This window comes from Bacillus sp. BC08 (assembly GCF_054326875.1).
The window spans coordinates 479,331-505,319 of the sequence record NZ_JBTGPA010000035.1 but is presented as its reverse complement, the minus strand read 5'-3'; the positions used below and the strand labels follow the sequence as shown (position 1 = coordinate 505,319).

Sequence of the window (25,989 nt, the reverse complement as noted above, 5' to 3'; positions counted from 1 at the left end):
GTGACTCACCTTGAAAACAAAACATATGGAACAGTTATCTACTGAGTTACTCACTGAGTCTTATTATAAAGCAAAAGAACTAAAATTAAATCCCGACTTCATTTTACTTATAAAACAAGAAATGATTAGACGCTCATTAGAGGACAAGCTTGTCAAATCGTCTTGATTACATATAAAGTGAAATTTTAACTAGCTAACTTGTAAAAAGAGCCATCCTATGATGGCTCTCGAATAAACAAGTACTCCCATCTAGGGAATTTCATCATTAAGCATCTTTGTCCATAACTCTTGCTTACATTTATAAAATATTTCCTTTACTTATGAGCCAATCGAGTAGCAATTTTTTCACCAAGACGAAGTTCTTGTCCACTCTTCAAATTCTGCACTACTTCTATCATATCTTTTTCAAACAATAACACAACTGTTGAACCAAATGTAAAGTATGCCATTTCTTCACCTTTTTGAACAGTGTCTCTTTCATGCAGCAGCTCAATACTATTAACAAACATAGCTCCTACTTTTACAAGCGCCATATGTTCACCGTCACTATTTACTTCTGTAACAGAGCGATAATTTTTTGACAATGGCTCTTTCCCGTATTCCATACCAGCTGCATTTACCGGATATGATTTTCTACCAAGTACAAACCTTTCAGTCACGGAACCAGAAAGCGGACTATGAATACGATGATAATGACTTGGGCTTAAATAAATAACCATGTATGTACCACCTGCATATCGCTGTGCACGTTCTTCATTACCTAGCATATCCACGATTGAATAACGCTTTCCTTTAATATCAAATGTCTTTGTGTCCTCAATAGGACCGTGATCAGCAAAAACACCATCAACAGGACTAACGATACTCAATGCATCTGTATCAATACGACGCTTTCCTTCTTTTAGCTTACGCGTAAATAGTTCATGCAATGTTCGATATTCCTTCAAACCCTTTTCCATCTCATCTTGATTAATTTGAAAAACTTTCGCATACGATGGAATAATGATAGAGCTCAAACGAGATTGTGCAAATTTACGTAATATATAAGAAGTAAAACGACCATTTGTAAGTTCGATCATAAGTCGATATAATGTACGTCGCAAATTGCGAAACCTCCTAATCAGTCTATAACTTTAGCTTCCCCTTCTTTTCCTTCTATATCATATGTAAAATTGGTTCTTATTCCCACATATCATATAGAACCGCCATATTATACATGTGGAAAACTAAGTATGGTATTATTCTTAAATTGTTTAGCACCCTCTAATATTACAGATAGAATCCGTCATTTTCAACAGTGAACATAGATTTCTTCTGAACACAACTCTTTTTCTTTCCTTATTTCCAAAAAGAAAAGCAGCCCATTTTAAAATAAGGCTGCTTGTAATGTACATTATTCTTTCGCTTTTTTCTCTTTCTCAGCTCTTACAAATTCGTGGAACATTTTCATTAAAGCGCGCTTTTCAATTCTTGATACGTAGCTTCTGGAAATACCAAGTGCCTTCGCAATCTCTCGTTGCGTTTTCTCCTTATCAAGCCCCAGTCCAAAACGCTTCACGATTACTTCTTTCTCTCGTTCGTCTAAAATATCGATATACTCTTTAATCTTTTCTAACTCCATACTAAGCTGGATCATATCAATTACATCTTCAGACTCTGATTTTAATATATCAATAAGCGATATTTCATTCCCCTCTTTATCTTGCCCGATTGGATCATGAAGTGAAACGTCTTTTTTCGTTTTTTTCAGTACACGTAAATGCATCAAAATTTCATTTTCAATACAGCGCGCTGCATACGTTGCAAGTTTTGTTCCTTTTCCTGCCGAATAGCTCTCGATTGCTTTAATGAGCCCAATTGTACCAATTGAAATTAAATCTTCTGCATCTTCCCCTGTGTTTTCAAATTTTTTAACGATATGAGCTACAAGCCGTAAATTATGTTCAATTAACAGATTTCTCGCTTGAGCATCACCTTGCTCCATTAACTCTAAGTACTTTCTCTCATCGTCTGACGATAACGGCTGCGGGAACGCATTATTCTTCACATAAGAAACAAAGACAAACACTTCTCGAACCATATATCCAATTGCGGCGAATAGACTCAAACCTTTCACCTCCGCCAAAATAGTGGTCTTTACTATGTGTATGTGGGCGTGAGGTTGTTTGTGTCTGTACGATATAAATATGGAATTCTTAGCTTTTTGTCGAACGAAATAAGTCTTTCATATCTTGAATATTTTTTCCAATGTATTACAATATGTGAGATTCCAAAATTTTGAAAGAGGTGTTTTCATGCGATACGCTACGTCACAAATTAGAAACCTTGTAATACTCACATCATCATTTTTCTTACTTTCAGCTTGTGGACAACAAACGTCTCCTACAAAAACCGAAGCTACTAAACAAGATACTGCCGTATCAAAAGACAGTACAAAAACGGAAGATAGCCAAAAAACTGAAGACAGCGCAAAAGCTGAGAACAATGTAAAAAACGAGAACAACTCAAAAGCTGAGAACAACCCAAAAGCTGAGAACAACTCAACAACTGAGAACAACTCAAAAGCTGAGAACAACTCAAAAGCTGAGAACAACTCAAAAGCTGAGAACAACTCAAAAGCTGAGAACAACCCAAAAGCTGAGAACAACTCAAAAGCTGAGAACAACTCAAAAGCTGAGAACAACTCAACAACTAAAAACAACTCAAAAAACGAGAACAATGCAACAACTAAAGACAATGTAAAAACTGAGAACAACACAAAACCTGAAGCAGAATCTAAAAACACACAAAAAGAGCAACAACCAGCTAAGCAACCAAATAAACAAACTGATACTATTACATTCACAAGTGAAGATGCTATAAAAGTTCTAGAAAAAAGAATGGGAGCTCGCTCAAATGAAATTCGTTACAGCTCCAGCGAAGACAAACTAATTGGCACAATAAATGGGATTAAGCTATACGACGTCTTATACGGACGCGAATCTCCTGAGAACTCTCGTGCTCTAAATTTTGCAGTGGGATCTGACGGAAACCTATATGATTGGTCAAAAGCTCAAGATGGTATTCTTCAACCACTTAACGGCAATTAATAAAGTGAAACTTTAATCAGTGGGGGTTTTCTTCATTCCCCCACCTAACTTCTTTGCTTTCGCTGAATTTTGAGGTGGGGGTCTTACTGCCCATTAAAGCGGGATAAATGATTCTAAGAACGTAGTAAAAGCCAATCGATACGTATCGATTGGCTTTTACTAATATTTACTCCAAACTTTCTCCCCGGTATGCGCATCAATATAACGCAGTTCTCGACTACAATCGAAGGATTCTTTATAATTTTCATCCGTTGTTTGTTTATACAATAGTTCGTAGCTAGTTTCCTCTACATCATTCTCTAAAAACCATTCTAAATGAACTCGCATGGCCCCTCTGTATATTTCTAACGCTTTTTCCTTTGTTACTTTTGGTGTTGTTTCGTATGTAAGTAATCCTTTTATAAAGTTGCTAGACTCTCCGGAATAATGCATCACAGCTCCATTTTCTGTATTGATGTTGACCATAAATTGCTTATACTCTGCTGGAATACCATTCACATATACGGAAAAGATAAATCTTTCAATCCCATCTTCTGCTTCTTCACGTTCTTCCCAAAGGCGTAGATATTGTGTGACATCTGGAATAACTTGTTCCAAAAATTGAAGTGCTTTTTGTAAACATTCCTCTCTAGACAATATTGATTTTACTTCTTTATCTTCTGTCAATTTTATAAAGCCAATTAATTCATTGGTAGATTTATCAACCGTAATGCCAATTAAATTATTATATTTTAACATCGGTAAATGCTTCTTAAAGAATTCATTCATTAAATAGGGATTCTTTTCTTCTTTCTGTTTCTGCAGTTCCTCTTTCGGAACAAATTTCATTCTTATTTCATCATCATTTTCCGTCTCAGCTACTTTTGTAAAACTTTCTTTATCCCAGTCAAGCAAATCGAATATATCATATTGTTTGCTGCCTTTTTTCGGTTTTTCAACAGCTACAGTTGAAGGCAATTTATAATGATCGGGTCCAAATAAATCTTTACCTGTACTTGCATTAATAAACGCATGACTAGGTTCTGGTTCATATACAAGATGGTACCCTTTTACTTCTTCTCCATTCTCATACTCACATGAAGAGTGTGTTAAATCTACAAATACAAGTCTCATATCTTGTCTAGCTTTCAAATTTTCTAAGACGACGTTCTCTTCAACGATTTTACTTGGCCATAACGGTTTTTTCTCGATAGCTTTTTGTCCATTATAACGAAAATGCACTACATTATCTGAAGGATGAACTAGCAAAACGCACCCTGTATTCGGCAATGGATAGCCATTTACTTCTTGCATATAATTTACTTCTTTCCGACCACACCTGTCGTCCTTAACCTTTACATATGTATAAAATTCATATCCTTCTTTTGTATATTTTTTTAAGAATACATTTGCATTCTCTCTTGCTTTATTCTCCTCTAGCGCTTCCTTACCGCTCGCAAAAGAATTTTCATCATCTATACTAAATTCAATTAAATTACCAGTATGTCTATTCAACGTAATTTGTATCGTTCTCTCCTCATCCTCTTTATGCTCCCACCATAATAGATGATACGGGTCATCTACGCCTTCTTGATCGTCTACTACAAGTCTATAATCATCTGGAATGTCAATCATATGAGCCACTTGCTCTTTTCTTTCTTTATCTTTTTGATTCATCATACCTCTCCTTTTATTACAATTTAAGGTGATTATAACAAACAAAAAAGACTAGAGATATCTCTAGTCTTCTACTTCGTCTCACGATGTAACGTTACTCGTTTTAATCGTGGACAATATTTTTTTAGTTCGATGCGCTCTGGATTGTTTCGCTTATTTTTTTTAGAAATATAATTACGATCACCACACTCCGTACAAGCTAGTGTAATATTTACACGCATATGTCATTCTCCTTTCTTTCAAAGATCGCAAAACAAAACGTAATGATTACGATTTATACATTATATAACTTCATTCCATTTGTCAATTATAAAAAAAGACAAAAAGCTGAAACAATTAGTTCATACGAAATTCACATGAATCTATTACTATAGGAATTGTACATAGTGAACTTATTAACAATCACGTTTATTCATATAGAATCTTACTCGAAAGGAGTTGAAAGTATGAAAACTAAATATCGTTTTATGATCTCATCATTTGCTGCTTGCGCTTATATGATTTGGTATTTAGTATAATAACAACCTCACTTGTAAATAGGAAAAGGTGTGTATATAAATGGAATATAATCAATCAACGGTTAACTACTGGAAAGCTTTTGTACTACCATATACATTTGCTTTAGAAGAGTTAAAAACTAAATTTGAAATTATGAACCGGGAAGCCCAATTTTTAGAGGATTACAACCCGTTTGAACATATAAAAACAAGATTAAAACAACCTGAAAGTATTATTAAAAAGCTTGAGCGTAAAAATTTATTACCGACAATTGAAAATGCGCAAACGCATTTACAAGATATCATCGGCATTCGTATTACATGTTGCTTCGTAGAAGATATTTATCATTTAAAAGAAGTCATTCAAAAACGTGAAGATATGGAAATCCTAGAGGTAAAAGATTATATCGCTAATCCAAAGGGAAACGGCTATAAAAGTTTACACATGATTATTAAGTATCCTTTATCACTGAATTCTGGTACAAAAGAAGTCTTTGCAGAAATTCAGTTGCGTACACTCGCAATGGACTTTTGGGCAAGTTTAGAACATAAACTTTATTATAAATATGAAGGGAAAATACCTGAGTATTTAAAAGATGAACTACATGATGCAGCAATGAAAGCTGAAGACCTCGATAATAAAATGGCAACAATCCGCCAAGATATTGATGATATCGAAGCATGCTCAAATCAAATTATGTTACCACTATAAAGTGAAACTTTAATCAGTGGGGGTTTTGTTTATCCCCCACTGATTATCAGCCCTCACCAATCGGAATTTAATGGGCAGTTGATCCCCCTACCTAAATTCTTTGCTTTCGCTGATTTTGAGGTGGGTGTCTTACTGCCCATTAAAGTTTCATTTTATTTCTTCCCTATCGTGCGAACCTCTTCAATTTTCCATCCGTCCTCTTCTTTTCCAAGCGCATACTGTACTTTCTTCTGAAGAGTGAGCTCTCCCTCTATTTCCTTTTCCTTTGTCTCAACAACAACATACCCTGCTTTACTAGCTTTCATGTCTATATGTTCCAATTCAATTTTCTTATTTCCCTTTTGAAAAGCTGCTTCTTTTTGTGTTTTTAAGTCTTCAGCGCTAGGCATCTTCTTTGAGAATAAGTCCATATGTTCAGCAAGATTTTTTTCATTTGTCGTCCGTACAAATTTCTCCACCACATCTTGAATCGATTTCTCTTCTTCTTTCGTTATTTGTACCTTTTCCTCAGTTTTTGTAGTAGTAGATTTTTGTTCTTCTATATGATTCTCCTTCGATTGACATCCCACTAGCAATAATGCCCCTATTAGAAGAGATCCTATCCCTCTGAAAAAAGAACTCATTTTCCCATCTCCTAAAAAGAAAAGTGAGGCATTTGGCCTCACTTTCATTTATAATTAGCGTCTTCCTTTATTTGGATCGCCACCGCCAACAATATCAAAGACACGTTTAGCGATATTTGTATTCTCTTGAACGCCAGAGAACAAGTATTTACCAGGGCCAAATGCATATACATTTACATCTTCCCCTGTATGTCCGCCTGTTGTCCAGCCTGTAACCGAACGCTTATTGAAAATATCCTCAATCGCATTATCAATCTTTGTTACATCTTTTGAAGGAGCAATATCATTTACCGCTTTAATTTCTTCTGGTGTTAATTGTAAATCAATATATTTTTTCAATGTTTCTTCTACATTTGCACCTTTTGCAATCTCATTTGCCATGAAGTCTGGTGTGCGTTTTGCAGCTTTAATTGGATCTACTTTAAAGTTATACTCGCCATTCGCACCTAAAGATAATCCGCCAGTAGCGTGGTCTGCCGTTGCAACGACTAACGTATTTTTATCTTTTTTCGCAAACTCAATCGCTGCTTTAAATGCTTTTTCAAAGTCTTCCATTTCACTCATTGCACCAACGATATCATTATCGTGTCCAGCCCAGTCGATTTGACTTCCTTCAACCATTAAGAAGAAACCATTTTTATTTTTGTTCAAACGTTCAATTGCTGCATTTGTCATTTCTTCTAATGAAGGTGTTTTATCGGCACGGTCAATCATTTTATCTAAACCGCCTGGCGCAAATAAACCTAGAATTTGATCATTTTTATCATTTAACAATTGATTGCGATCAGTTACATAGCTATAACCAGATTTCTTAAATTCTTCTGTAAGATTACGATCTTTTCTAACAAAGTTATTTACTCCGCCGCCAAGCATAACGTCTACTTTATGCTTCCCTTTAATTTTTTCATCAAAATAATCATTTGCAATTGCGTCCATATTTTTACGACTAATGTCATGCGCACCGAACGCAGCTGGTGTTGCATGTGTAATTTCAGAAGTAGCAACGAGTCCCGTTGATTTCCCTTTTTCTTTCGCTTGTTCAAGAACCGTTTTCACTTCTGCTTTATCATTATCAACTGCAATTGCTGCATTATATGTTTTAATTCCTGCTGACATAGCAGTTGCTGCAGATGCAGAGTCTGTAATATTTTCATGTTCATCTTCCGGATATGTTTTTTGCGTTCCTACAAGATGCTTATCAAATTCTGTAGATTCCATCTCAAAAGTTTTTGGATTATCTTTCATATAACGGTGAGCCGTCATATATGAAGGTCCCATACCATCCCCAATTAATACGATGACATTTTTAATCTTTGCATTGCTTCCGCTCTCATCTGCATTAACCTCACTAGAACGAGTAAAATTCCATGTTGCTACCGAAGTAACAGCTAACGATGCCACAACTGCAAATGGCCATGCTTTTTTTACAAACTTTTTCACTATATTGTCCCCCTAATTAGGTTATTCATTTCCCACTATCAAATTTAATAGAAGACTATTAAGAGAAAATTAGTTATATGTAAATTTTTTGTTAACTTATGTAAATATAAGTTATAATTTGTATAACTTTGTCTTTCCATACCAACCTTCTTCGCCTTTACAATCAAAATATAAACAAGTTGGATTTCATGTAACGCAAATCTCTTATTTAACATTTTCAATCTGCTTTTATAAAAATTAATAGAAATGTGGGGAGTATTTATGAAAACAATAAAGCTAGATGAATCTTTTATTTTTGATTTACTCGACCTTTGTAAAGCTATTGGATGGTTACAAGATAAAGCATTTATGAAAAAACAATTCGAAATGTACTTTTCTCTTGGCACACTTATCGGTTATATGCATGAAAATAAACTGATTGCAGCTGGAGGAGTATTTCCTTTTAAAGATAGTTTTTCTACTATTGGCATGTTAATCGTCCATCCTAATTTTCAAGGCCGAGGCATCGGACGTATGTTGCTTAATCGCTGCTTAGAACACACCTCCCCAAAACAAACAATTGCACTTATTGCAACAGAAGCTGGCGAGCCTCTTTATACATCGTGCGGATTTCAAACAGTAACGACAATTCATCGTTTTGAAAAGCAAACGACTAAGACACATATTACTCATACACAACAAGTGAAAGAACCGGACCTTGTATCACTTATTTCTCTCGATCAAATTACAACTGGCGCTAATCGTTCTTTACTTTATTCGTTACTCTTACCGAGAACGAGCCAATCTTTTAAAATTGAGAGAAATAACTGTATAGAAGCTTTTTCCTTATGTGTACAAAAAGGTAATATATTATGCGTCAATCCACTTATCGCAAAGCAAGAGAAGGATGCTATTCAATTATTTAAGAGAATCTGTGAATGTTGGAATGGCACAGTAAGGATTGATGTCCCACATTCACAACTTTCATTTCGTCAATTTCTTCAAACAGAAAATTTCCAAGAAACGCTCCTTTCACCTCTTATGATAAAAAATGGTAGCCAACTTCCTGGAAATCGTAATATGCTATTTGCTATGATAGATACAGCGTTATGTTAGAAAGGGGACACCTCATTGAAGCGATTTAGCTATTTTATGGTAGGTTGTCTTACTCTTACACTATTAGTAGGATGTAGTGCAGCAGAAAAGCCAGTAGAACAAGTAAAACAAGTGAAAAATACACTTACAGCGAAACTAGCTACCGAGGAAAAAATGGTAGAAATAGATGGGCAAACCATTTACTTTAAAAAGATTGGTAATGAAAAGCCACCTTTACTTATGATCCATGGATTTGGAGGATCGTCAGATGGTTTTCAAAAGATTTACTCAGACTTAGCAAAAGATCATACAATTATTTCTGTAGATGCTTTAGGATTCGGGCGCTCATCTAAGCCAATGGATTTTTATTATTCCTTCCCAACCCATGCAAATTTGTATTATAAATTAATGAAAAAACTAGGTTATGATTCGTTTGCAATACTGGGCCACTCAATGGGCGGAGAAATCTCCCTTAATTTAACGTATTTATATCCTGAAGCCGTTACCCACCTTATTTTAACTGATGCTACAGGTGGTCCTCATACACTCGTTAATAAACAAGGGTCACCAAAACCACAATTGTCGACTGATTTAAATACCGTTTCTGCTGTTGCAGATTATGATGAAAGCAAAGTGAAATTTAAACGTAACGATGAAGAGCATTACAATAAAATGAAATTATGGCCGAGACGTCTTCAAATCAATGCAAATGAACTGAAACAACCAACCTTAATTATATGGGGAAGAAATGATAGTAGCGTTTCTTGGAAAGAAGGAGAAACATATCATCAATTCTTAAAAAATAGTACTTTCCATATTATTGAAAAAGGTTATCATGCACCATTTCGTCAAGAGCCACAAGAATTTGTAGGTTATGTAAAAGAATTCTTTAAAAACAATCCAATCAAAGTTGAAAAATAACATAAGCGGGTATCTCATTTTGAGATACCCGCTTTCATATATTAAGCAGCTTGCTTTTGGCGTTTTTGAGTTTTTGATCCCAGTACTTTCGGAATAACGAAACCATCTATTCCAAATTTACCAGCATTCATACTAGAGACTAGAACGAACATGGATAGAATAACCATTTCAGGGTTTACACCAATTGACCCACTAAGCATATAGGAAAAGTTCATTAGAAGGCCGAAAAAGACCGCTGTTTTTGTTAAACAGCCTACAATTAAACCAATTCCGACTAAAATCTCTCCCCACATTACAAGTGAATTAAATAGATCAACGTTTGGAATTGCGAAATCTTGTAAAAATGATGCCCACCAAGATTGAACAGCCGGTTGTGCTCCTTTAGATTTTTCAATTGCACCTTGTAAATAGCCAGTTGCATCGAATCCTTTTCCTTGTAATTTACCGATTCCAGCCATTAACCATGTGTAACCAAGATATACTCGAATTACTGCTAACACAAAAGAAACTGCTTTATTTTCTCTTAAAAATTGAATAACCATATCTTCCTCCTAAAGTTGTAATTAAGTTAGTTACAGATAATATAATAACATTAGTTACTTATTTTTCAAATGTTAATTACGAATAATTTGTGACATGTGTATGAAGCATTAAAAACTAACGTTTATATAGTAACTTCTATTACCTGTAAAAACTTGAACATATCATACCATAAGTGATAATGGTTTTCATTGAAGAAAATGTAAAAAAAATGTGAGTTAAATGTGAAACACATTTATTCGAATATAGAACAAATGTGTTTCACACTACTTATACAATCGAAATGTATGTGTCTCTTTATCAATTAACCGTGCTTCTTCAAAAGCCTCTCCCAACTTTTTTTCATGGTTAATAAGCCCGTAAAATAAGCGTATTGTAAACATAAGTGCTGCATTCCCATCTACATAATCTATCGATCCAATATACGATTTCGCCCCACTACGTAAGAAAGATTCTGCTAGTTTTCGATCCCCTAACGTACACCCACTATTTACAATATGTGTATTATGCAATTTTGCATATTTATAAATTTCTACTGTACCAAAGTATCCCCTCGGTTCATCTTGTTCATATATATCTTCACCTAACTCTTCCATGACAAACTTTCCTTCCTCACCATGAAAGCAAAAGACAACATAATTAATATCATTATATAAACTCTTTCCAGAAAGAATATCGATGAACTCTTTCGGTCTACCAATCCAGTATGTTATAACTTTTGCCCCAAAATATTCAAGTGATGCCCTGATTGATTGCGCCTCTAAATCGGAATTAAAGCCAACTACTAGTGCAACATTCAACATATACTCTCACCCCATCATTAGATTTCATCAATCAGACTTTTATGGGATACCTCCATTTCATATATACCCGTTTCTTGCAAAAAATCAGATCTAGTTAAAACGACTTTCTGTAAATATTGCCTATATGCTGTAATCGTCCCGTCATGAGATACAATGCAAATTCTTTCAGCGCCTAGCTCATAACACCAAAGAAGAAATTCATCTACTATTTGCTGAAAGCTATTCTCTGAAATAATATTTATACCCTCCGTCCATAACTGCTTATTTGTGCTTTTCTCTATCAAAAAATGTGGAAATAAATTTGCTATCATTTCCTGATCTACTATGTGATCACATGGTAATGTTTTCGCTCCTTCTCGATAAGGAAAAATACGCGGGGATACATATGGATGGACGATTTTTTGACAAGTTACCTTCTCACTCCATATTGCCGCCGTTTGTAAAGTTCTAAGTGTAGGACTAGCAATTAATATATCCGTTTCTTGCAATGGCACATTGCATTGAAGTAATTTAGCCTGATTCCTTCCTTCATCCGTTAATGATGGATGCAATACTTGTAAAGTTGACGGCAAATCTTTTGTATGTTCACCTTCACCATGCCGAACAAAAACGAGTTTCATACCCATCCTCCTCTCTCTATGAAATCCTTCAACATAATTCCTTCCCTATCTCATTCATTATTCCTGCTATAAGAAAAAACGATATGTAAAAAAGATTTGACACAAACAATTGGGAAATATTACAATCATATATGTAAAATACTTTTTACAAGAGAGAGGGGAATCACAAATATGAAATGGATAACCATCTTAATCGGAATGATTATATGGGGATATATAAACGGATTTTTTAGTAGTGATAAAACTGCTAATCCTTGGATTACAGATGATGAACGTGAAACAAAAATTAAACAGAAGGCAATTATTGCAAGCTGGTCTGGTGTTTTTATGTTTTGTACCATTAACCTCTTAAACAAATGGTTAGGTATAGGAACGAGCGATACATCCCCTTACTTACCATCTTCTGTCTCAACTATTTTAAAAGAAAATGTAGAGTTACAAATTTTATTTATGCTATTTATTACGTATGGCATATTTTATATATATTATCGAAGAAAATTAAGTGCTTAACTTTTATCTCATGATTATCCTCCTAAATGGTTATAGTAATTAGGACGAAATGAAAGGAGCGATATAAAAATGAGTAACTCGAATGATTTTTTAGATACACTGCATGAAAAACAAGCAAAAGATGAACAAAACAGAAAGCGTCAGGGAAACGGGAACCCAGCGAAAAAAAAGCCAAATAAAACACATAAATAACAATAAAAAAACGTGCCTAAAATTATCTTTTAGGCACGTTTTTTTATTCTGCTTTCACCGAAATAACATTTTCCCAATTCCATTTCTCATAATACCACTCTGGTACATCTATATTTTCAATCCACTTCTTTTCCTGTTTTCCATCACTATTGGCGACCCATACATTGGCTTTCTTACGGTCTGAACGTATCCATACTAATTGATTGCTCTTATTCATAAAAATCGGATGATAATCACCTTGCTTATGAGGCGGCTTTGTGATTTGCTGTTGTTTATCGCTTGTACGATTGATCTCATATAAAGATGGCAGTGGCCTTTTTTCTGGCGGAGTTTCTATCCCTGCCTCTTTTGCCCGTGAAACGATAATTACTTTATCATTCTTCCATGCAAAATCCCAATCGACATATCCTTTCGGCGTAAATGTGTTCTGCTGAAGTGCTGGCAGTTCTTTTACTTTTAAATGTTTATTCTCTAACGCAACTCTCCCGCTTCCTTCAATATAAGCTAATATATTGTTGGATGGCGCCCATTTGAGCCATTCTGTGTTTAATAACATTTGATCTACTTTTTCAAACCGACTGCCATCTGCTCGAACTAAGCAAAGTGTATTACTATCTGCTGACCATGAAGCTGTCGGTACCGCTAAAAATGAAATCCACTTTCGATCTGGTGACCACTCAAACCCGCTTGCAACTAGCGCTAGAAAATCATCATGTTCATTTGGTAATGCATATAAATGTTTCATTTTATGAGGGTTCATATGTGCATCTTTTTGCACTTCATATAGCTGGGCTCCTGTCCATCCTGTTGGAAGTAAGTGTGCTTCAGAAGATACAAGAAACTTCTTTCCATCAGGGTACCATGCATAATCACCTACACCAGCTGATACATTTTCAAAATCTGCATTCTTTTTTTGGACATCAAACGTATTTAATGTATTCGTAAATACAAATGCAATTATATTCTCTTTCGGTGACCATTGATAATTTGATACTTCAGATTGAAATGGTCTAACTTTCTTTCCATCTTCCAGTCGGTACAATTCAAAAGTATTTTGCTGCTTTCCTTTAGCATAGGCAATCCATTCGCCATCATGAGACCACTTCGGCCCTGTTATGTACTCACCTTTTGTTATTTGTTTTTCTTTTCCATCAATTTTAATCCAAAGGTCATGATGACGAATGAAAGCAACTTTCGCCCCATTATGTTCCGCACTCGCACTAAAAATTGAAGATATAAAAATGAATAAACCCAAACTACTACTCACGATAATTTTTTTCATACATTCCTCCATTTTTCTTATAGCATTCCTCATATTTCGCTTACTATATGCGAATTTCACTCCTTATTAATTGCAGAATTGGTGTGGATTTATCCTCAATAAGAATGGGCTTTCTTCACTGAATATGAGCCATTCGACATAATCCCAAAAGATTTCCCAAGAAATTTTTAATTCAAAGAGGATTGGTATGAATTATGTCGAAAGTATAGTTTAGCCAACATTCGATTTTATATTTCATAACAAAAATGTAAGATAACTTTTCGGAATATTAGCACTTTTTATTAGGGGGAGTTTCAATGAAAAAAACTACATCTGCAATATTAAGTATGGCGCTTGTCTTTTCTAGTTTTGGAGCTTTAAGCGCGCATGCTGAATCGCTGCAAAAGGAGAAGCAATTTAGTCCACAGTTAAAAGCCAATATTGAGCAATGGGGAGAAAACAAAATCGCGCAAAATGTTGAAACAAAAACAGCAAAAGAAATTTCAGTCATTGTAGAATTGCAACATGCTCCGCTCGCTTCACAAAGTAACATTCAGCACGCTCCAGATTTAAAAAATGGAAATGCGCAATCATACCATGCACAATTAAAAAAGGCACAAGAGGATACAACAAAGAAAATTAAAGAAAAAGCACCAAAAGCAAAGATAAAAGAAACGTATAGTACGTTATTTTCTGGATTCTCTATTTCTATCCCAGGAGATCAAGTTGCTGCTTTAGCTTCTTTACCTGAAGTAAAAGCTGTTTATCCAAACTTAACATATAAATTGCATGAAACAGCAAAAAGCGCTACTAAAGAAGAAGCGCCAAATATCGGCGGACCGACAATCGGTGCACCTGAAGCATGGAATTTAAAAGATCCATCTGGCAAACCGCTTGATGGAAAAGGTATGAAAGTCGCTATTATTGATTCTGGCGTAGACTATACACATCCTGACTTGCAAGCAAACTATATCGGTGGCTATGATACTGTCGATGAGGATAACGATCCAATGGATGGCAACGTACACGGTACTCATGTAGCTGGCATTATTGCTGGTAACGGAAAAATTAAAGGTGTTGCTCCAAATGCGTCTATTCTAGCCTATCGTGTAATGAATGATAGCGGTACTGGTACGACCGAAGATATTCTTCAAGGTATTGAGCGTGCTATTCAAGATGGCGCTGACGTTTTAAATCTATCTCTCGGTCAAGATTTGAATGTCCCTGATCAACCTGTAACAATGACGTTAGAACGTGCAGCAAAACTTGGTGTTACTGCAGTCGTTTCAAATGGAAATGATGGACCAAAGCCTTGGTCTGTTGATGCTCCTGGTAACGCGAGTAGCGTCATCTCTGTTGGTGCATCTACTGTTTCTATTCCATTTCCAACATTCCAAGTAGCTGGTTCTAATAAATCTTATCAAGGATTACCGTTATCAAAAGCGGACTTCCAAGTAGGAAACGATGCCCAGCTTGTCTATGTTGGCTACGGTAATTCAAGCGATTACGCTAAACAAGGTGTGAAAGGTAAGTTCGCCCTTGTTTTACAAGGAACTTCGAGCACGTTAGTAAAGGCAGAGCAAGCAAAACAAGCTGGTGCTCTCGGCGTGCTATTAATTTCTAACGAAAAAGAAATTAATATCATGCCCGAATATTTTGGACGTGAAGATATAGCTCTTCCAGTTATGCAACTATCAAATACAAATGGCGAAGAGTTGAAAAATTTAATTACAAAACGAAAGAAAAACATAAAGATTGGACAACCAAATAAAACCGAACTGATTGGTAACTTCAGTTCAAGAGGACCATCACAAGGAAGTTGGCTCATAAAACCTGATGTTGTTGCACCTGGCGTACAAATTACTAGTACGGTACCAAGGGGTGGCTATGAATCTCACAACGGAACAAGTATGGCTGCGCCACAAGTAGCAGGAGCCGTTGCCTTACTACGTCAAATGCATCCTGATTGGACGACAGAACAAGTGAAATCTGCTCTTGCCAACACTGCAAAAACATTAAAGGATGTCAATGAAAATACATATCCTGTCATGGCGCAAGGATCAGGTTTAATTAACATTCCGAAAGCAGCTCAAACGGATGCGTTAGTGAAACCGAACAACGTAAGCTTCGGTCTTATTAAACCGAATAGCGGCAAACTGAAACTAACACAAAATATTACTTTAGAAAATCTTTCTAACAAAAAGAAAAACTTTTCAACTCGTATTGAATTATTAGATACAAAAACAAAAATCCAGACTTCTTTCCCTTCTTCTATTAGTATGAAACCGAATAGTAATATTGAAAAACCTTTTACTATTACTGTAGATAGCTCCTTACCACAAGGCGTATATACAGGGAATCTGTATGTAAAAGAGCAAGGGAAAACTGAAGAGATGCGTATTCCATTTACATTTAGCATCGATCCGAAAGAATACAAGCGTATTGATGGCCTTGAAATCATTAATTCTACTTTCAGTCCAAATAATGACAAAATACTAGATGACAACCTAATCAATTACTATTTAGTTACACCAGTTGAAGATATAGCGTTTCATGCCAATTTAATTACGAAAGACCGTGTGACATATCAAGGCACAGTATATCAAGGTAAAAACGAAACACCAGGTTATAAATCTTTCAAATGGAATGGTACAAGAACTGACGGATCTCCGTTGCCTGATGGCTTATACCAAATCGAAGCTGTTGCTTCTAACTCTGGTGGAGAAACAAAGCAAACAGGAGCTGTGTTTGTTGACCGAACAGCACCTAAGTTAACGCACGAAGTTGATCAAGAAAACCTCATAATTAGAGGAAAAGTTGACGATATTCTACTAGATTGGATGACAGAATCCGGTTGGGTTGCACCTGGCATTCCAGTGAGAATGCAATATGAAATTAACGGAAATGGTATGTGGGAAAGTGCGTTCCTGAATCCTTGGGAGAAAAGTTATGACATTTATTTCGATCGTAACCAATTACAACAAGGAAAGAATACAATTCATCTTGTTGCAACAGATGCAGCTGGAAATACAACTAATTTAAATGTTGATTTAGAAGTAAAATAAAGTGAAACTTTAATCAGTGGGGTTTTGTTCATCCCCCACTGATTATTAGCCTTCACCACTCGGGGTTCACGAGTAGTTAGTCTCCCATCTAACTTCTTTACTCCCACCGAATTTTGAGGTAGGAGTTTTACTGCTCATTAACATGGGATGAAAAATTTTTATTGACAATTTTTTTAATATAGTTTTATAATACAAAACATAGTTTAGTTGAACGAATTATATATCGGCTTTGAAGGAATACTAGTAGCGACTTATATCACTGTCTCAGAGAACTGATGGTTGGTGCGAATCAGTACATATACAAGGGTGAATTACAATTCTGGAGCTTCTTTCCCGTAGTGCTTTTTATGCATGAAGAGAAAGACGGATCTTTCCGTTATCGTAAAGTGAGTGGTAAACAATTAATTGTTTACAAATAGGGTGGTACCGCGATTTTTATCGTCCCTATCGGATTTTCCGATAGGGACTTTTTTGCGCCCAACCTCTTACACAATTTCATATATACGCGTTGAAAGAATCGCAGTAGTATCTTATATCCCTGTTACAGAGAGCTAATGGTCGGTGGAAATTAGCACATATATAAGTATGAATTACAATTCTGGAGCTTCTTTTTCGTAGTGCTTTTATGCATGAAGGAAAAGACGGAATTTTTCCGTTATCATTAATTGAGATGTAAGTATATTTTCACTTACAAATAGGGTGGTACCGCGATTCTTTCGCCCCTATCGGATTTTCCGATAGGGGCTTTTTCTATTTCTCACAGAAACAGATGTTAAATAATTCCGAATCTTATGATAAAATTTTATAAGCGCTTACAAAAAATGAAAGGAGGTGATACAAGCTATACGAAATCGATATTCAATTTTATTGAAAAAAAGGAGGATGTCTAAATGACAAAGAAAACAGAAATTCCATCGCATTTAAAACCATTCGTATCCACACAACATTATGATCAATACACACCGGTGAATCACGCTGTGTGGCGTTATATTATGAGACAAAATCATAGCTTCTTAAAAGACGTTGCTCATCCAGCCTATGTGAACGGACTACAATCATCTGGTATTAATATAGATGCAATTCCAAAAGTAGAAGAAATGAATGAGTGTTTGGCACCAAGTGGCTGGGGGGCTGTAACGATTGACGGACTTATTCCCGGCGTAGCATTCTTCGATTTTCAAGGACATGGATTACTACCGATCGCAACAGATATTCGGAAAGTAGAAAATATCGAGTACACACCAGCTCCAGATATCGTACACGAAGCAGCAGGACACGCACCGATTTTACTTGATCCTACATATGCAAAATATGTGAAACGTTTTGGACAAATTGGTGCAAAAGCTTTCTCTACAAAAGAAGAACATGATACATTTGAAGCTGTTCGTACATTAACGATAGTAAAAGAAAGCCCTACTTCTACTCCTGATGAAGTTAAGGCTGCTGAAAATGCTGTAATTGAAAAACAAAACTTAGTTTCTGGTTTATCAGAAGCTGAACAAATTTCACGTCTTTTCTGGTGGACAGTAGAATATGGATTGATTGGAAATATAGATGATCCAAAAATATATGGTGCTGGCCTCCTTTCTTCTGTTGGCGAAAGCAAACATTGCTTAACAGACGCTGTAGAAAAGGTTCCATTTTCTATCGAAGCATGTACAGGGACAACTTATGACGTAACAAAAATGCAACCACAACTATTTGTTTGTAAATCCTTTGAAGAATTAACAGATGCGCTTGAAACATTTTCTAAAACGATGGCCTTTAAAACAGGTGGAAAAGAAGGTTTAGAAAAAGCAATTCGCTCCGAGAACTATGCAACTGCTGAGCTAAATAGCGGATTACAAATTACAGGTACATTTAGCGAGACAATTGAAAACGATGCAGGTGAATTAATTTACATGCGAACAAATTCGCCAACGGCTTTAGCGCTTCATAATAAACAGTTAGCGAATCATTCTACTTCTGTACACAGTGATGGATTTGGAACACCGATTGGATTACTCACTGAAAATATTGCATTAGAAACTTGTATAGACGAACAACTACAATCATTAGGAATTACAATTGGAACTATCGCTGAGTTTACTTTTGCAAGTGGTATTCATGTAAAAGGAACAGTAACAGATATTGTAAAAAACAATAAGAAAATTGCTCTTATTTCCTTTATCGATTGCACAGTTACTTATAACGCCCGCGTTTTATTTGATGCTTCATGGGGCGCATTTGATATGGCTGTTGGCTCACAAATCACTTCCGTATTCCCAGGTGCCGCAGATGCAGCAGCATTTTTCCCAATGGATGAAGAAGTTCAAGAAATTCCTGCTCCACTTGTACTGAATGAACTTGAACGTATGTATCAAACAGTTCGAGATATTCGAAGTGAGGGGATCTTACACGACGCGCATATCGATCAATTAGTAGCAATTCAAGAAGTATTAAATAAATTTTATACGAAAGAATGGTTGCTGCGCCTTGAAGTATTAGAGTTACTTTTAGAGCATAACAAAGGGCATGAAACATCGGCAACATTACTACATCAACTTTCTACTTTCACAACTGACGAAGCTGTAACACGCCTTATTAACAATGGTCTTGCGTTACTTCCAATAAAGGATGTGAAAAATGATGCTAAGATTAACTGAAGAAGAAGTTCACGAGGAATTATTGAAGGTAGATAAATGGATGGTAAAAGATGAGAAATGGATTGAACGAAAATATATGTTTTCCGACTACTTAAAAGGAGTCGAATTTGTCTCTGAAGCCGCCAAACTATCAGAAGAACATAATCACCATCCATTTATCCTTATCCAGTATAAAGCAGTCATTATTACTTTGTCATCTTGGAATGCAAAAGGTTTAACGAAACTAGATTTTGAGCTTGCAAAGCAATTTGATGAACTATTTTTACAAAACGAAAAAGCGATTATAAGAAAATAAAAAAGAGAAGCCTTTTTAGGCTTCTCCTTTTACTTTGAATTGGATACAATGTCCAAATGGATCCTCGACTTGCAATATTCCATCTTTGTACGTAGCAATCTTGCCAATATTTTTTAAGCTTTCACATACTTGCTCTTTTTGTTTTTCATCCGCTAGTACAATTGTGAAATAGTTCAAGCCAACAGAATTTGGCATTTGCGGTGGTATTCCTTCACCTTGCCACGTATTTAAACCGATATGGTGATGATAGCCACCTGCCGATACGAACAACGCGCCATTACGAGCTGGGATTGTTACTTCAAAACCAAGACCATCCACATAGAAACGTTTTGCTTCTTCTAAATCAGCTACATGGAAATGAACATGCCCCATCACAGTACCCGTTGGAAAACCATTCCACACACTTCCCTGTTGTAATAATTCTTCACCAGCTAACGGGTTACTAACAAACGGTAGTTCTCCATTCTCATCACGCCAAACTTCTTTTTGGCGATCATGATAAATTTCAATCCCGTTTCCATCTGGATCAGCTAAATAAAGGGCCTCACTAAAGTAATGGTCGGCTCCGCCGTGCAGTGGATATACCATTTCTACAAGATGACGAAGAATATTCGCTAAATCTTGTCTGCTCGGTAATAAAATTGCGTAATGATATAACCCCGTTCTCCCTCTTTGCTTTGGTAAGGCTTCTTTCTTTTCTTCAATGATAAGGAGTGGTTCGTTATTTTCATTCCCAAATGTAACGACCATGTCATCTTCTTTTAGTACTTTCATACTTAGTACTTCTGTATAAAACTCTAGTGATTTCTTTATATTTGATACATATAAATGAACAACATCAAGTGTTGTGTCGGGATGAAGTTGAAAACTCATCTTGTTAGCCCCCATTTCATTTAGTTCTTCTTTAACATTTTCTCTTTTAAGAAATTATCTACAAAACCGTCTACTTTCGCAACAAATAAGTACGCACCCATTGCTAACAATGCAAGCTCTAATTCGAAGCCAGGATTTTTTCCATCTCCTAATAAACCAGCTGACCATTTTACTTTCACAATTGCTCCAACCATAACAAGTGCAAATAATAATCCAATATATCTTACTCCTAAACCTAGAATTAACAATATACCACCAACTACTTCCGCTGTTGCTACTCCGTATGCAAGTCCTCCTGGTAAACCAATGCTTGTAAACCACCCTGCAATATTGTCAATCCCCGATTGAAATTTTGTTAAACCGTGCATAAAGAACGTTACCCCTAACACGATACGAATAATTAAGTTACCGATATGTTGATTCATTTCTTTCTCTCCTTTATAGTTTCCTTATACAAAACTTTTATTTACATTACAAAACATACACTACTTTTTTTTATTCGTCAATTCATTTTCACTGGGAAAAAATATATTTTTTTTGCTATGATACAAATAGTTGTTTACAAAAAGGAGCTTGATTTTATGAATATTGGTTCTGCAATACGTGAAATTCGTCAACGTAGAGGCATAACAATCGCACAAATTTGTGAGGGAACAGGTCTTTCTAAAGGATTTATGAGTCAGGTTGAAAATAATAAAACTTCACCATCTATCTCAACTTTAGAAACGATCTCCAATTTTTTAAACGTTCCTCTTCCCTATTTATTGTTAGAACAAAAAGATCGGTTAAAAGTTGTCAAAAAGGTAGAGCGTAAATACAGTGTATACGGAAAAGATGAACAAAGAATTGAACATGTTGCAGAGCAAGGTGGCCTCCGCCTCAATCTTGTAGAAATTCCTGCTGGGTTTCCGAAAGAAAACTCACCAAATGCCCATGAGGGGGAAGAGTGTCACCTTGTATTACGCGGAAAACTAGAAGTTCAACATGGAGAAGATATTGCAATTGTAGAAGAAGGGGATTCTTTCTCTTGGAATGCATGTGTTCCTCATATCGTGCGTAATATAGGAGAAGAAACGGCATTATTACTCATCTCTAGTCATGCAGAAAATCGAAAACGTGTTTATTAAATAAAAAAGAAGCCTGTAAATTAGGCTTCTTTTTTATCCCCTTATAACTCCATAGCTTGTCCCAACTAGTACAGTCTTTTCGTGTTGATTGCGATAAACTGACTCGATTGAAACCTTTTTGTATCCTTCCATCTGTTCAACATTTGTTAAAGTCAATTCACAAGTGATCGTATCCCCTGTAAAAACCGGTCTAATAAACTCACTTACTAATTCTCTTGCTATGTAATGTAATTCTTCGCCTACTTTCGTTCCAATACTAGCAGTCAATAAACCATGAACCATTAAACGTCCATTTTCATCATATTCCATATGATGCCTACCTTTATCTCCTGTAATATTTGCAAATTCAAAAACCTCTTCCTCAGTAAATCTTCTTTCGTATTTAAATACATCCCCAACTTTTATACTCATTTTTATCCCCCTAATAATAAACAGAATTTTCTTTCATTTTATCATAAAAGGAGTCTCAGTTCAGTTTATATTATTAAAATAGCGATCCTTTTTCTACATTATCTTATTTTTATCGGTACCCATCTTTTTTTGCTGCTTGATACCCGTAGTACGCACATGTTCCATTTCTCGATAACTCCCTCACCTCAAAGCCACAACTTCTATAAAAATCAAAATTACTAGCAGATGTATGCGCAAACCAATCACCATGTGGCAGCTTTTGCAAACAAAGAGCGACAAGTTTCTTACCTAATCCCTTCCCTCTATATTCACATTTCACAACTAAATTTACTATGTTCGCGACCATAATTCCATCAGAAATGACTCTAACCATCGCAATCATCTCTTCTTCATCCCAAATTGTGAATGCCCATGTTGAATTTTCAAATGCTATCGTGAATTTTTCAATTTGCCAAGAAGGGATATCATCATTGCTCCAACCGGCATCTTCGAATAAAGTTTTAATTGCATATGCAGGTACACCATTCGTTCCCTCACGAATAATAAGTCCATTATGATAAATATACATGTAATCCCCCCTTTATTTTTATATACCATTCTTCAAAAGATGTAATTTACCCTTTTTCATCCAACGCGCTTAATGGAATAAACGAGAACATCCATCCCATGAAATGAAGTTGTTTTCTCATAACTAAGTCCTGTTTTTCTAGCAACAAAGATGGAGGCCGGGTGGTCCGGATTAATAAGAGAAATTAATTTATTCATTCGTAACGCTTGGAAGCCATAGTCTCGAAATGCTGCCGCTGCTTCTTTCGCATACCCTTTTCCCCAATACTGAGGCAGTAGCCAATACCCAATTTCAATTTCCTCTTTTCCATCTATCTGCTGCTTTACTAATCCTGCATGACCAATTCGTATCCCCGTTTCTTTTTCAATCAATACAAATAAACCGAGGCCGTTTTTATAGCTAGGAATCACCCACTCCTCCAAACTTTTTTTACATTGCATATATGTTTTTAACATCCCATTTCCAATATAGCGCATTACCTTCTCATTTCCCCATAGTGAAGCGTAGAACTGTAAATCATCCATTGTATATTTACGAATTTGTAAACGATCTGTATGAAACATTTCTGCACTCCTTCCCGCAAATTTGTACTTAACTACACGATCATGTTTTGTATGTATATGAATTGTTACTATTTATTATAAATGACTCCGCAACAAAACGCAGAATATTCAATTTCACTAAATATAAAAAAGGCAGTAGACAAATATTGTCTACTGCATCCATATCATAACTAGCATAAAGAAAACTACAATTGAGGGGGGTGTAGGATTTTCAAATATACTAGATACTTATCCCGTTCTAACGGGCGGTAAACTTTTCAATTATATGAAAGTGAAAAGTTTACCGCACACAAGAACCTTTGCGGTCATTAAGAGAGCACCGTTAAGTACTCAAATACACGCTGCGCTTTTTCTCCACCCATTCGTGCATGTTGAAGAAGGGAAATACCATGTGGACCCGATGCACGCAATGCCTCTGGTTGTGCCACTAAAATAGCTTGTACAACTTCTAATTCTCCAAGCATCGCGGCTGCGAAAATATCCATTCGAGCACCCTTTTCTAGTAAATAGAGAGCAATATCTTTACGGCCTACATGTGCCGCTGCTCCTAATGCACTTTCCCAATCTGATCCACCCCAATTGTAAGCTGCATGAAGTAAGCTTGGCGATTCAGCCAACAGTTCTTGTACTTTTTCTAAATCTCCGTGAGCTGCCATAACAAATTCTCTCACTAACTCAGTGGTAATACGTTCTTCTGTTCGCATCGCGCTTCTCTCCTTTTAGAAATTCTTTTCGGTGTAAAAAATGGCTTGTCGCTTCCTTGAAAAATATCTACCTCGATGCCGAACACATGTTGAAACATTTCATGACATAACACTTCTTCTGGTATACCATCATACTGAAGCTGCCCTCGCTTTAATACGAGTAAACGATCACTATATTGAGCCGCTTGATTAATATCATGTAAAACCATTACAATTGTCATGCCAAACTCCTCGTTTAATCGTTTCACAAGTTCCATTACTTCCAACTGATGAACGATATCTAAAAAGGTTGTTGGCTCATCTAATAATAAAACATTTGTACGTTGTGCTAGCGTCATTGCAATCCAGGCTCGTTGTCTTTCTCCTCCTGATAAAGATTGTAAAAGACGATATTCATACCCTTCAAGATTTGTAACTGACAATGCCCAATCAACAATTTCTTCATCTTCTTTATTTAAGCGACTGCTCCATGATTTATGAGGGCCTCTTCCAAATTCGATTAATTCTTTCACTGTTAAATCTAATTGATGATCATGCATTTGTGGTAACATCGCTAATTGCTTCGCTACATCGGCACTTTTCATCGTATGAATATTTTTTCCATCTAGAATGATATCCCCTTCGCTTTGTTTAAGTAGTCTTGCCATTAAACGAAGCAAAGTAGATTTCCCCGATCCATTCGGCCCAATTAAACTAACGACCTCTCCAGCTTTAATATGTACATTCATATTCTGCATTTGAAATCTTTCAGAATGTGCGTAAAACACTTTATTAACGGAAATCACTCTGTTTCCCTCCTCTATGAATTAAATATAAGAAGAACGGACCGCCTAAGAAGGATAATAAAATACCAACTGGCAATTCAATTGGATCGAACCAACTTCGAGCTATCGCATCCGCGAAAACAAGTAATATTCCTCCGCCAAGGCATGATAATGGCAGTAAATATTTATAGTCATTTCCAACTAATAAACGTAACATATGTGGTACGACAAGACCGACAAATCCAATAAGACCAGAAACACTAACCGCAATTCCAGCTAATAGTGTACTTACAACTATTAAATAAAACCGGCTTCTCTCCACGTTATGTCCTAATAATTTCGCCATTTCATCTCCAAGCATTAATACTCGAATATGCTTAATGCCAAAGAAGGCCAATATAATAGCGAATATTGCATAATAAATTATCATGTTTAAATGCGCCCAACTTACACCACCAATGCCACCTGCTAACCATGGCAACACGGATTGTACTTTATCACTATGTAATAACATTAACGCTGACGTGGCTGCGCCAATTAATGCATTGATTGACACACCTACTAAAACAATCCTTGAAGGCGGTGCCCCCTTTTGCCACGATAAAGCATAAATGACCATCGCCGTTATGAAAGCTCCTAAAAACGCTCCGAACGGTAAAAAAGCCATATGCTGAGGGAATAAAATCATAATTACAATTGCTACAAGGCCTGCTCCAGATGAAACCCCGATTATACCAGGGTCTGCAAGAGGGTTCCTCATAACCCCTTGTAGCAGGGCACCAGATGCTGCTAAACACGTTCCTACTATAAATCCAACGAGCACTCTCGGTATACGAAGATCCCATACAATTCGATGAACCGTCGAATCTTCATCTTGTATCCCTACCAGAATATCTCGTAATGAAAAGGATAAACTTCCTGCGAAAAGGCCGTAAAAAAGACCTAAAATCGTTAATACTGCTAAGGTAACTGCTATTATCCATCTTTTTTTCGCAAAAGGATGTTCCTTTTCCCTTACCACTTCACTACTTTCCAT

28 protein-coding genes, 1 pseudogene and 2 other annotated features are annotated in these 25,989 nt (G+C 36.0%); of the genes and pseudogenes, 11 read left to right on the top strand and 18 right to left on the bottom strand.

Going from position 1 to position 25,989, the window contains the following annotated elements:
• Positions 1–10: 10 nt before the first annotated feature.
• Positions 11–166 carry a sporulation histidine kinase inhibitor Sda gene (gene sda / locus ACXVYO_RS20690; protein WP_000850097.1) on the top strand — a complete coding sequence of 52 codons (156 nt, stop codon included), beginning with the start codon at positions 11–13 and terminating at the stop codon, positions 164–166.
• A 148-nt stretch (positions 167–314) separates the two neighbouring features.
• Here sda and ACXVYO_RS20685 read toward each other — a convergent pair whose 3' ends face one another.
• Positions 315–1,103 (bottom strand): phosphatidylserine decarboxylase, encoded by a 789-nt coding sequence (locus tag ACXVYO_RS20685; RefSeq protein WP_458468367.1) that lies wholly within the window; start codon positions 1,101–1,103, stop codon positions 315–317.
• A 290-nt stretch (positions 1,104–1,393) separates the two neighbouring features.
• Positions 1,394–2,107, bottom strand: coding sequence for an RNA polymerase sporulation sigma factor SigK (gene sigK, locus ACXVYO_RS20680; RefSeq protein WP_000051382.1), 714 nt, complete (start codon positions 2,105–2,107; stop codon positions 1,394–1,396).
• A gap of 187 nt (positions 2,108–2,294) precedes the next feature.
• Between sigK and ACXVYO_RS20675 the strand changes: the two genes are divergently transcribed.
• On the top strand, positions 2,295–3,089 hold the full coding sequence (locus ACXVYO_RS20675; protein WP_458468366.1) for a hypothetical protein: 795 nt from the start codon (positions 2,295–2,297) through the stop codon (positions 3,087–3,089).
• 159 nt (positions 3,090–3,248) lie between these two features.
• Here the strand turns inward: ACXVYO_RS20675 and ACXVYO_RS20670 are convergent, their stop codons facing one another.
• Positions 3,249–4,748 (bottom strand): YcdB/YcdC domain-containing protein, encoded by a 1,500-nt coding sequence (locus ACXVYO_RS20670; protein ID WP_458468365.1) that lies wholly within the window; start codon positions 4,746–4,748, stop codon positions 3,249–3,251.
• Positions 4,749–4,816: 68 nt separating this feature from the next.
• The gene (rpmG, locus tag ACXVYO_RS20665) at positions 4,817–4,966 is read right to left on the bottom strand and encodes a 50S ribosomal protein L33 (RefSeq protein WP_001265617.1); all 150 of its coding nucleotides are present in this window, start codon (positions 4,964–4,966) and stop codon (positions 4,817–4,819) included.
• A 337-nt stretch (positions 4,967–5,303) separates the two neighbouring features.
• Here rpmG and ACXVYO_RS20660 point away from each other — a divergent pair, with 337 nt between their 5' ends.
• The gene (locus tag ACXVYO_RS20660) at positions 5,304–5,954 is read left to right on the top strand and encodes a GTP pyrophosphokinase (RefSeq protein WP_073516560.1); all 651 of its coding nucleotides are present in this window, start codon (positions 5,304–5,306) and stop codon (positions 5,952–5,954) included.
• Between the two features lie 152 nt (positions 5,955–6,106).
• On the opposite strand, the gene ACXVYO_RS20655 is transcribed toward ACXVYO_RS20660, so the two are convergent.
• Complete coding sequence (locus ACXVYO_RS20655; RefSeq protein ID WP_458468364.1) at positions 6,107–6,577, bottom strand: hypothetical protein; 471 nt, start codon at positions 6,575–6,577, stop codon at positions 6,107–6,109.
• Positions 6,578–6,631: 54 nt separating this feature from the next.
• Positions 6,632–8,017: an alkaline phosphatase gene (locus ACXVYO_RS20650; RefSeq protein ID WP_458468363.1), complete on the bottom strand. Its 1,386-nt coding sequence runs from the start codon at positions 8,015–8,017 to the stop codon at positions 6,632–6,634.
• A gap of 261 nt (positions 8,018–8,278) precedes the next feature.
• On the opposite strand from ACXVYO_RS20650, the gene ACXVYO_RS20645 reads away from it, so the two are divergent.
• Both ACXVYO_RS20645 and ACXVYO_RS20640 read left to right on the top strand, forming a co-directional pair.
• On the top strand, positions 8,279–9,112 hold the full coding sequence (locus tag ACXVYO_RS20645; protein ID WP_458468362.1) for a GNAT family N-acetyltransferase: 834 nt from the start codon (positions 8,279–8,281) through the stop codon (positions 9,110–9,112).
• Positions 9,113–9,127: 15 nt separating this feature from the next.
• The gene (locus ACXVYO_RS20640; RefSeq protein WP_073516563.1) at positions 9,128–10,012 is read left to right on the top strand and encodes an alpha/beta fold hydrolase; all 885 of its coding nucleotides are present in this window, start codon (positions 9,128–9,130) and stop codon (positions 10,010–10,012) included.
• Positions 10,013–10,053: 41 nt separating this feature from the next.
• On the opposite strand, the gene ACXVYO_RS20635 is transcribed toward ACXVYO_RS20640, so the two are convergent.
• The 3 genes and pseudogenes from ACXVYO_RS20635 to ACXVYO_RS20625 all read right to left on the bottom strand — a co-directional run bounded on the left by ACXVYO_RS20635 (position 10,054) and on the right by ACXVYO_RS20625 (position 12,078).
• Positions 10,054–10,554 carry a DoxX family protein gene (locus ACXVYO_RS20635; protein WP_458468361.1) on the bottom strand — a complete coding sequence of 167 codons (501 nt, stop codon included), beginning with the start codon at positions 10,552–10,554 and terminating at the stop codon, positions 10,054–10,056.
• A 264-nt stretch (positions 10,555–10,818) separates the two neighbouring features.
• Positions 10,819–11,355: a delta-aminolevulinic acid dehydratase gene (locus tag ACXVYO_RS20630; protein ID WP_458468360.1), complete on the bottom strand. Its 537-nt coding sequence runs from the start codon at positions 11,353–11,355 to the stop codon at positions 10,819–10,821.
• Positions 11,356–11,372: 17 nt separating this feature from the next.
• Positions 11,373–12,078: pseudogene (locus ACXVYO_RS20625) on the bottom strand (histidine phosphatase family protein).
• A gap of 68 nt (positions 12,079–12,146) precedes the next feature.
• On the opposite strand from ACXVYO_RS20625, the gene ACXVYO_RS20620 reads away from it, so the two are divergent.
• Positions 12,147–12,485 (top strand): phosphoglycerate mutase, encoded by a 339-nt coding sequence (locus tag ACXVYO_RS20620; RefSeq protein WP_242253306.1) that lies wholly within the window; start codon positions 12,147–12,149, stop codon positions 12,483–12,485.
• Positions 12,486–12,554: 69 nt separating this feature from the next.
• Positions 12,555–12,677: a DUF4023 domain-containing protein gene (locus ACXVYO_RS20615; RefSeq protein ID WP_000071861.1), complete on the top strand. Its 123-nt coding sequence runs from the start codon at positions 12,555–12,557 to the stop codon at positions 12,675–12,677.
• A gap of 43 nt (positions 12,678–12,720) precedes the next feature.
• On the opposite strand, the gene ACXVYO_RS20610 is transcribed toward ACXVYO_RS20615, so the two are convergent.
• Positions 12,721–13,959, bottom strand: coding sequence for an eIF2A-related protein (locus ACXVYO_RS20610; protein WP_458468359.1), 1,239 nt, complete (start codon positions 13,957–13,959; stop codon positions 12,721–12,723).
• Between the two features lie 296 nt (positions 13,960–14,255).
• Between ACXVYO_RS20610 and ACXVYO_RS20605 the strand changes: the two genes are divergently transcribed.
• The 3 genes from ACXVYO_RS20605 to ACXVYO_RS20595 all read left to right on the top strand — a co-directional run bounded on the left by ACXVYO_RS20605 (position 14,256) and on the right by ACXVYO_RS20595 (position 19,943).
• Positions 14,256–17,003: a S8 family serine peptidase gene (locus tag ACXVYO_RS20605; protein ID WP_458468358.1), complete on the top strand. Its 2,748-nt coding sequence runs from the start codon at positions 14,256–14,258 to the stop codon at positions 17,001–17,003.
• A 220-nt stretch (positions 17,004–17,223) separates the two neighbouring features.
• Positions 17,224–17,452: a binding site (T-box leader), on the top strand.
• A 50-nt stretch (positions 17,453–17,502) separates the two neighbouring features.
• Positions 17,503–17,730, top strand: a binding site (T-box leader).
• Between the two features lie 163 nt (positions 17,731–17,893).
• Positions 17,894–19,648: an aromatic amino acid hydroxylase gene (locus ACXVYO_RS20600; protein ID WP_458468357.1), complete on the top strand. Its 1,755-nt coding sequence runs from the start codon at positions 17,894–17,896 to the stop codon at positions 19,646–19,648.
• Positions 19,629–19,943, top strand: a complete 315-nt coding sequence (locus ACXVYO_RS20595) for a 4a-hydroxytetrahydrobiopterin dehydratase (protein ID WP_000979537.1) — start codon at positions 19,629–19,631, stop codon at positions 19,941–19,943. Before ACXVYO_RS20600 ends, ACXVYO_RS20595 begins: the two co-directional genes overlap by 20 nt.
• Before the next feature lie 15 nt (positions 19,944–19,958).
• On the opposite strand, the gene ACXVYO_RS20590 is transcribed toward ACXVYO_RS20595, so the two are convergent.
• Positions 19,959–20,816 (bottom strand): VOC family protein, encoded by an 858-nt coding sequence (locus ACXVYO_RS20590; protein ID WP_458468356.1) that lies wholly within the window; start codon positions 20,814–20,816, stop codon positions 19,959–19,961.
• A gap of 20 nt (positions 20,817–20,836) precedes the next feature.
• Positions 20,837–21,241 carry a DoxX family protein gene (locus ACXVYO_RS20585; protein WP_458468355.1) on the bottom strand — a complete coding sequence of 135 codons (405 nt, stop codon included), beginning with the start codon at positions 21,239–21,241 and terminating at the stop codon, positions 20,837–20,839.
• Between the two features lie 156 nt (positions 21,242–21,397).
• On the opposite strand from ACXVYO_RS20585, the gene ACXVYO_RS20580 reads away from it, so the two are divergent.
• Complete coding sequence (locus tag ACXVYO_RS20580; protein ID WP_001020698.1) at positions 21,398–21,943, top strand: helix-turn-helix domain-containing protein; 546 nt, start codon at positions 21,398–21,400, stop codon at positions 21,941–21,943.
• A gap of 33 nt (positions 21,944–21,976) precedes the next feature.
• On the opposite strand, the gene ACXVYO_RS20575 is transcribed toward ACXVYO_RS20580, so the two are convergent.
• The 6 genes from ACXVYO_RS20575 to ACXVYO_RS20550 all read right to left on the bottom strand — a co-directional run bounded on the left by ACXVYO_RS20575 (position 21,977) and on the right by ACXVYO_RS20550 (position 25,989).
• On the bottom strand, positions 21,977–22,354 hold the full coding sequence (locus tag ACXVYO_RS20575) for a hotdog family protein (protein ID WP_000025011.1): 378 nt from the start codon (positions 22,352–22,354) through the stop codon (positions 21,977–21,979).
• A gap of 109 nt (positions 22,355–22,463) precedes the next feature.
• Entirely contained in the window at positions 22,464–22,922 is a 459-nt protein-coding gene (locus tag ACXVYO_RS20570) for a GNAT family N-acetyltransferase (RefSeq protein WP_458468354.1), read from the bottom strand.
• A gap of 56 nt (positions 22,923–22,978) precedes the next feature.
• Positions 22,979–23,557: a GNAT family N-acetyltransferase gene (locus ACXVYO_RS20565; RefSeq protein WP_458468631.1), complete on the bottom strand. Its 579-nt coding sequence runs from the start codon at positions 23,555–23,557 to the stop codon at positions 22,979–22,981.
• Between the two features lie 236 nt (positions 23,558–23,793).
• Positions 23,794–24,189 carry an ankyrin repeat domain-containing protein gene (locus ACXVYO_RS20560; protein ID WP_458468353.1) on the bottom strand — a complete coding sequence of 132 codons (396 nt, stop codon included), beginning with the start codon at positions 24,187–24,189 and terminating at the stop codon, positions 23,794–23,796.
• Complete coding sequence (locus ACXVYO_RS20555) at positions 24,156–24,974, bottom strand: ABC transporter ATP-binding protein (RefSeq protein WP_458468352.1); 819 nt, start codon at positions 24,972–24,974, stop codon at positions 24,156–24,158. Before ACXVYO_RS20555 ends, ACXVYO_RS20560 begins: the two co-directional genes overlap by 34 nt.
• Positions 24,961–25,989 (bottom strand): FecCD family ABC transporter permease, encoded by a 1,029-nt coding sequence (locus ACXVYO_RS20550; RefSeq protein WP_458468630.1) that lies wholly within the window; start codon positions 25,987–25,989, stop codon positions 24,961–24,963. Before ACXVYO_RS20550 ends, ACXVYO_RS20555 begins: the two co-directional genes overlap by 14 nt.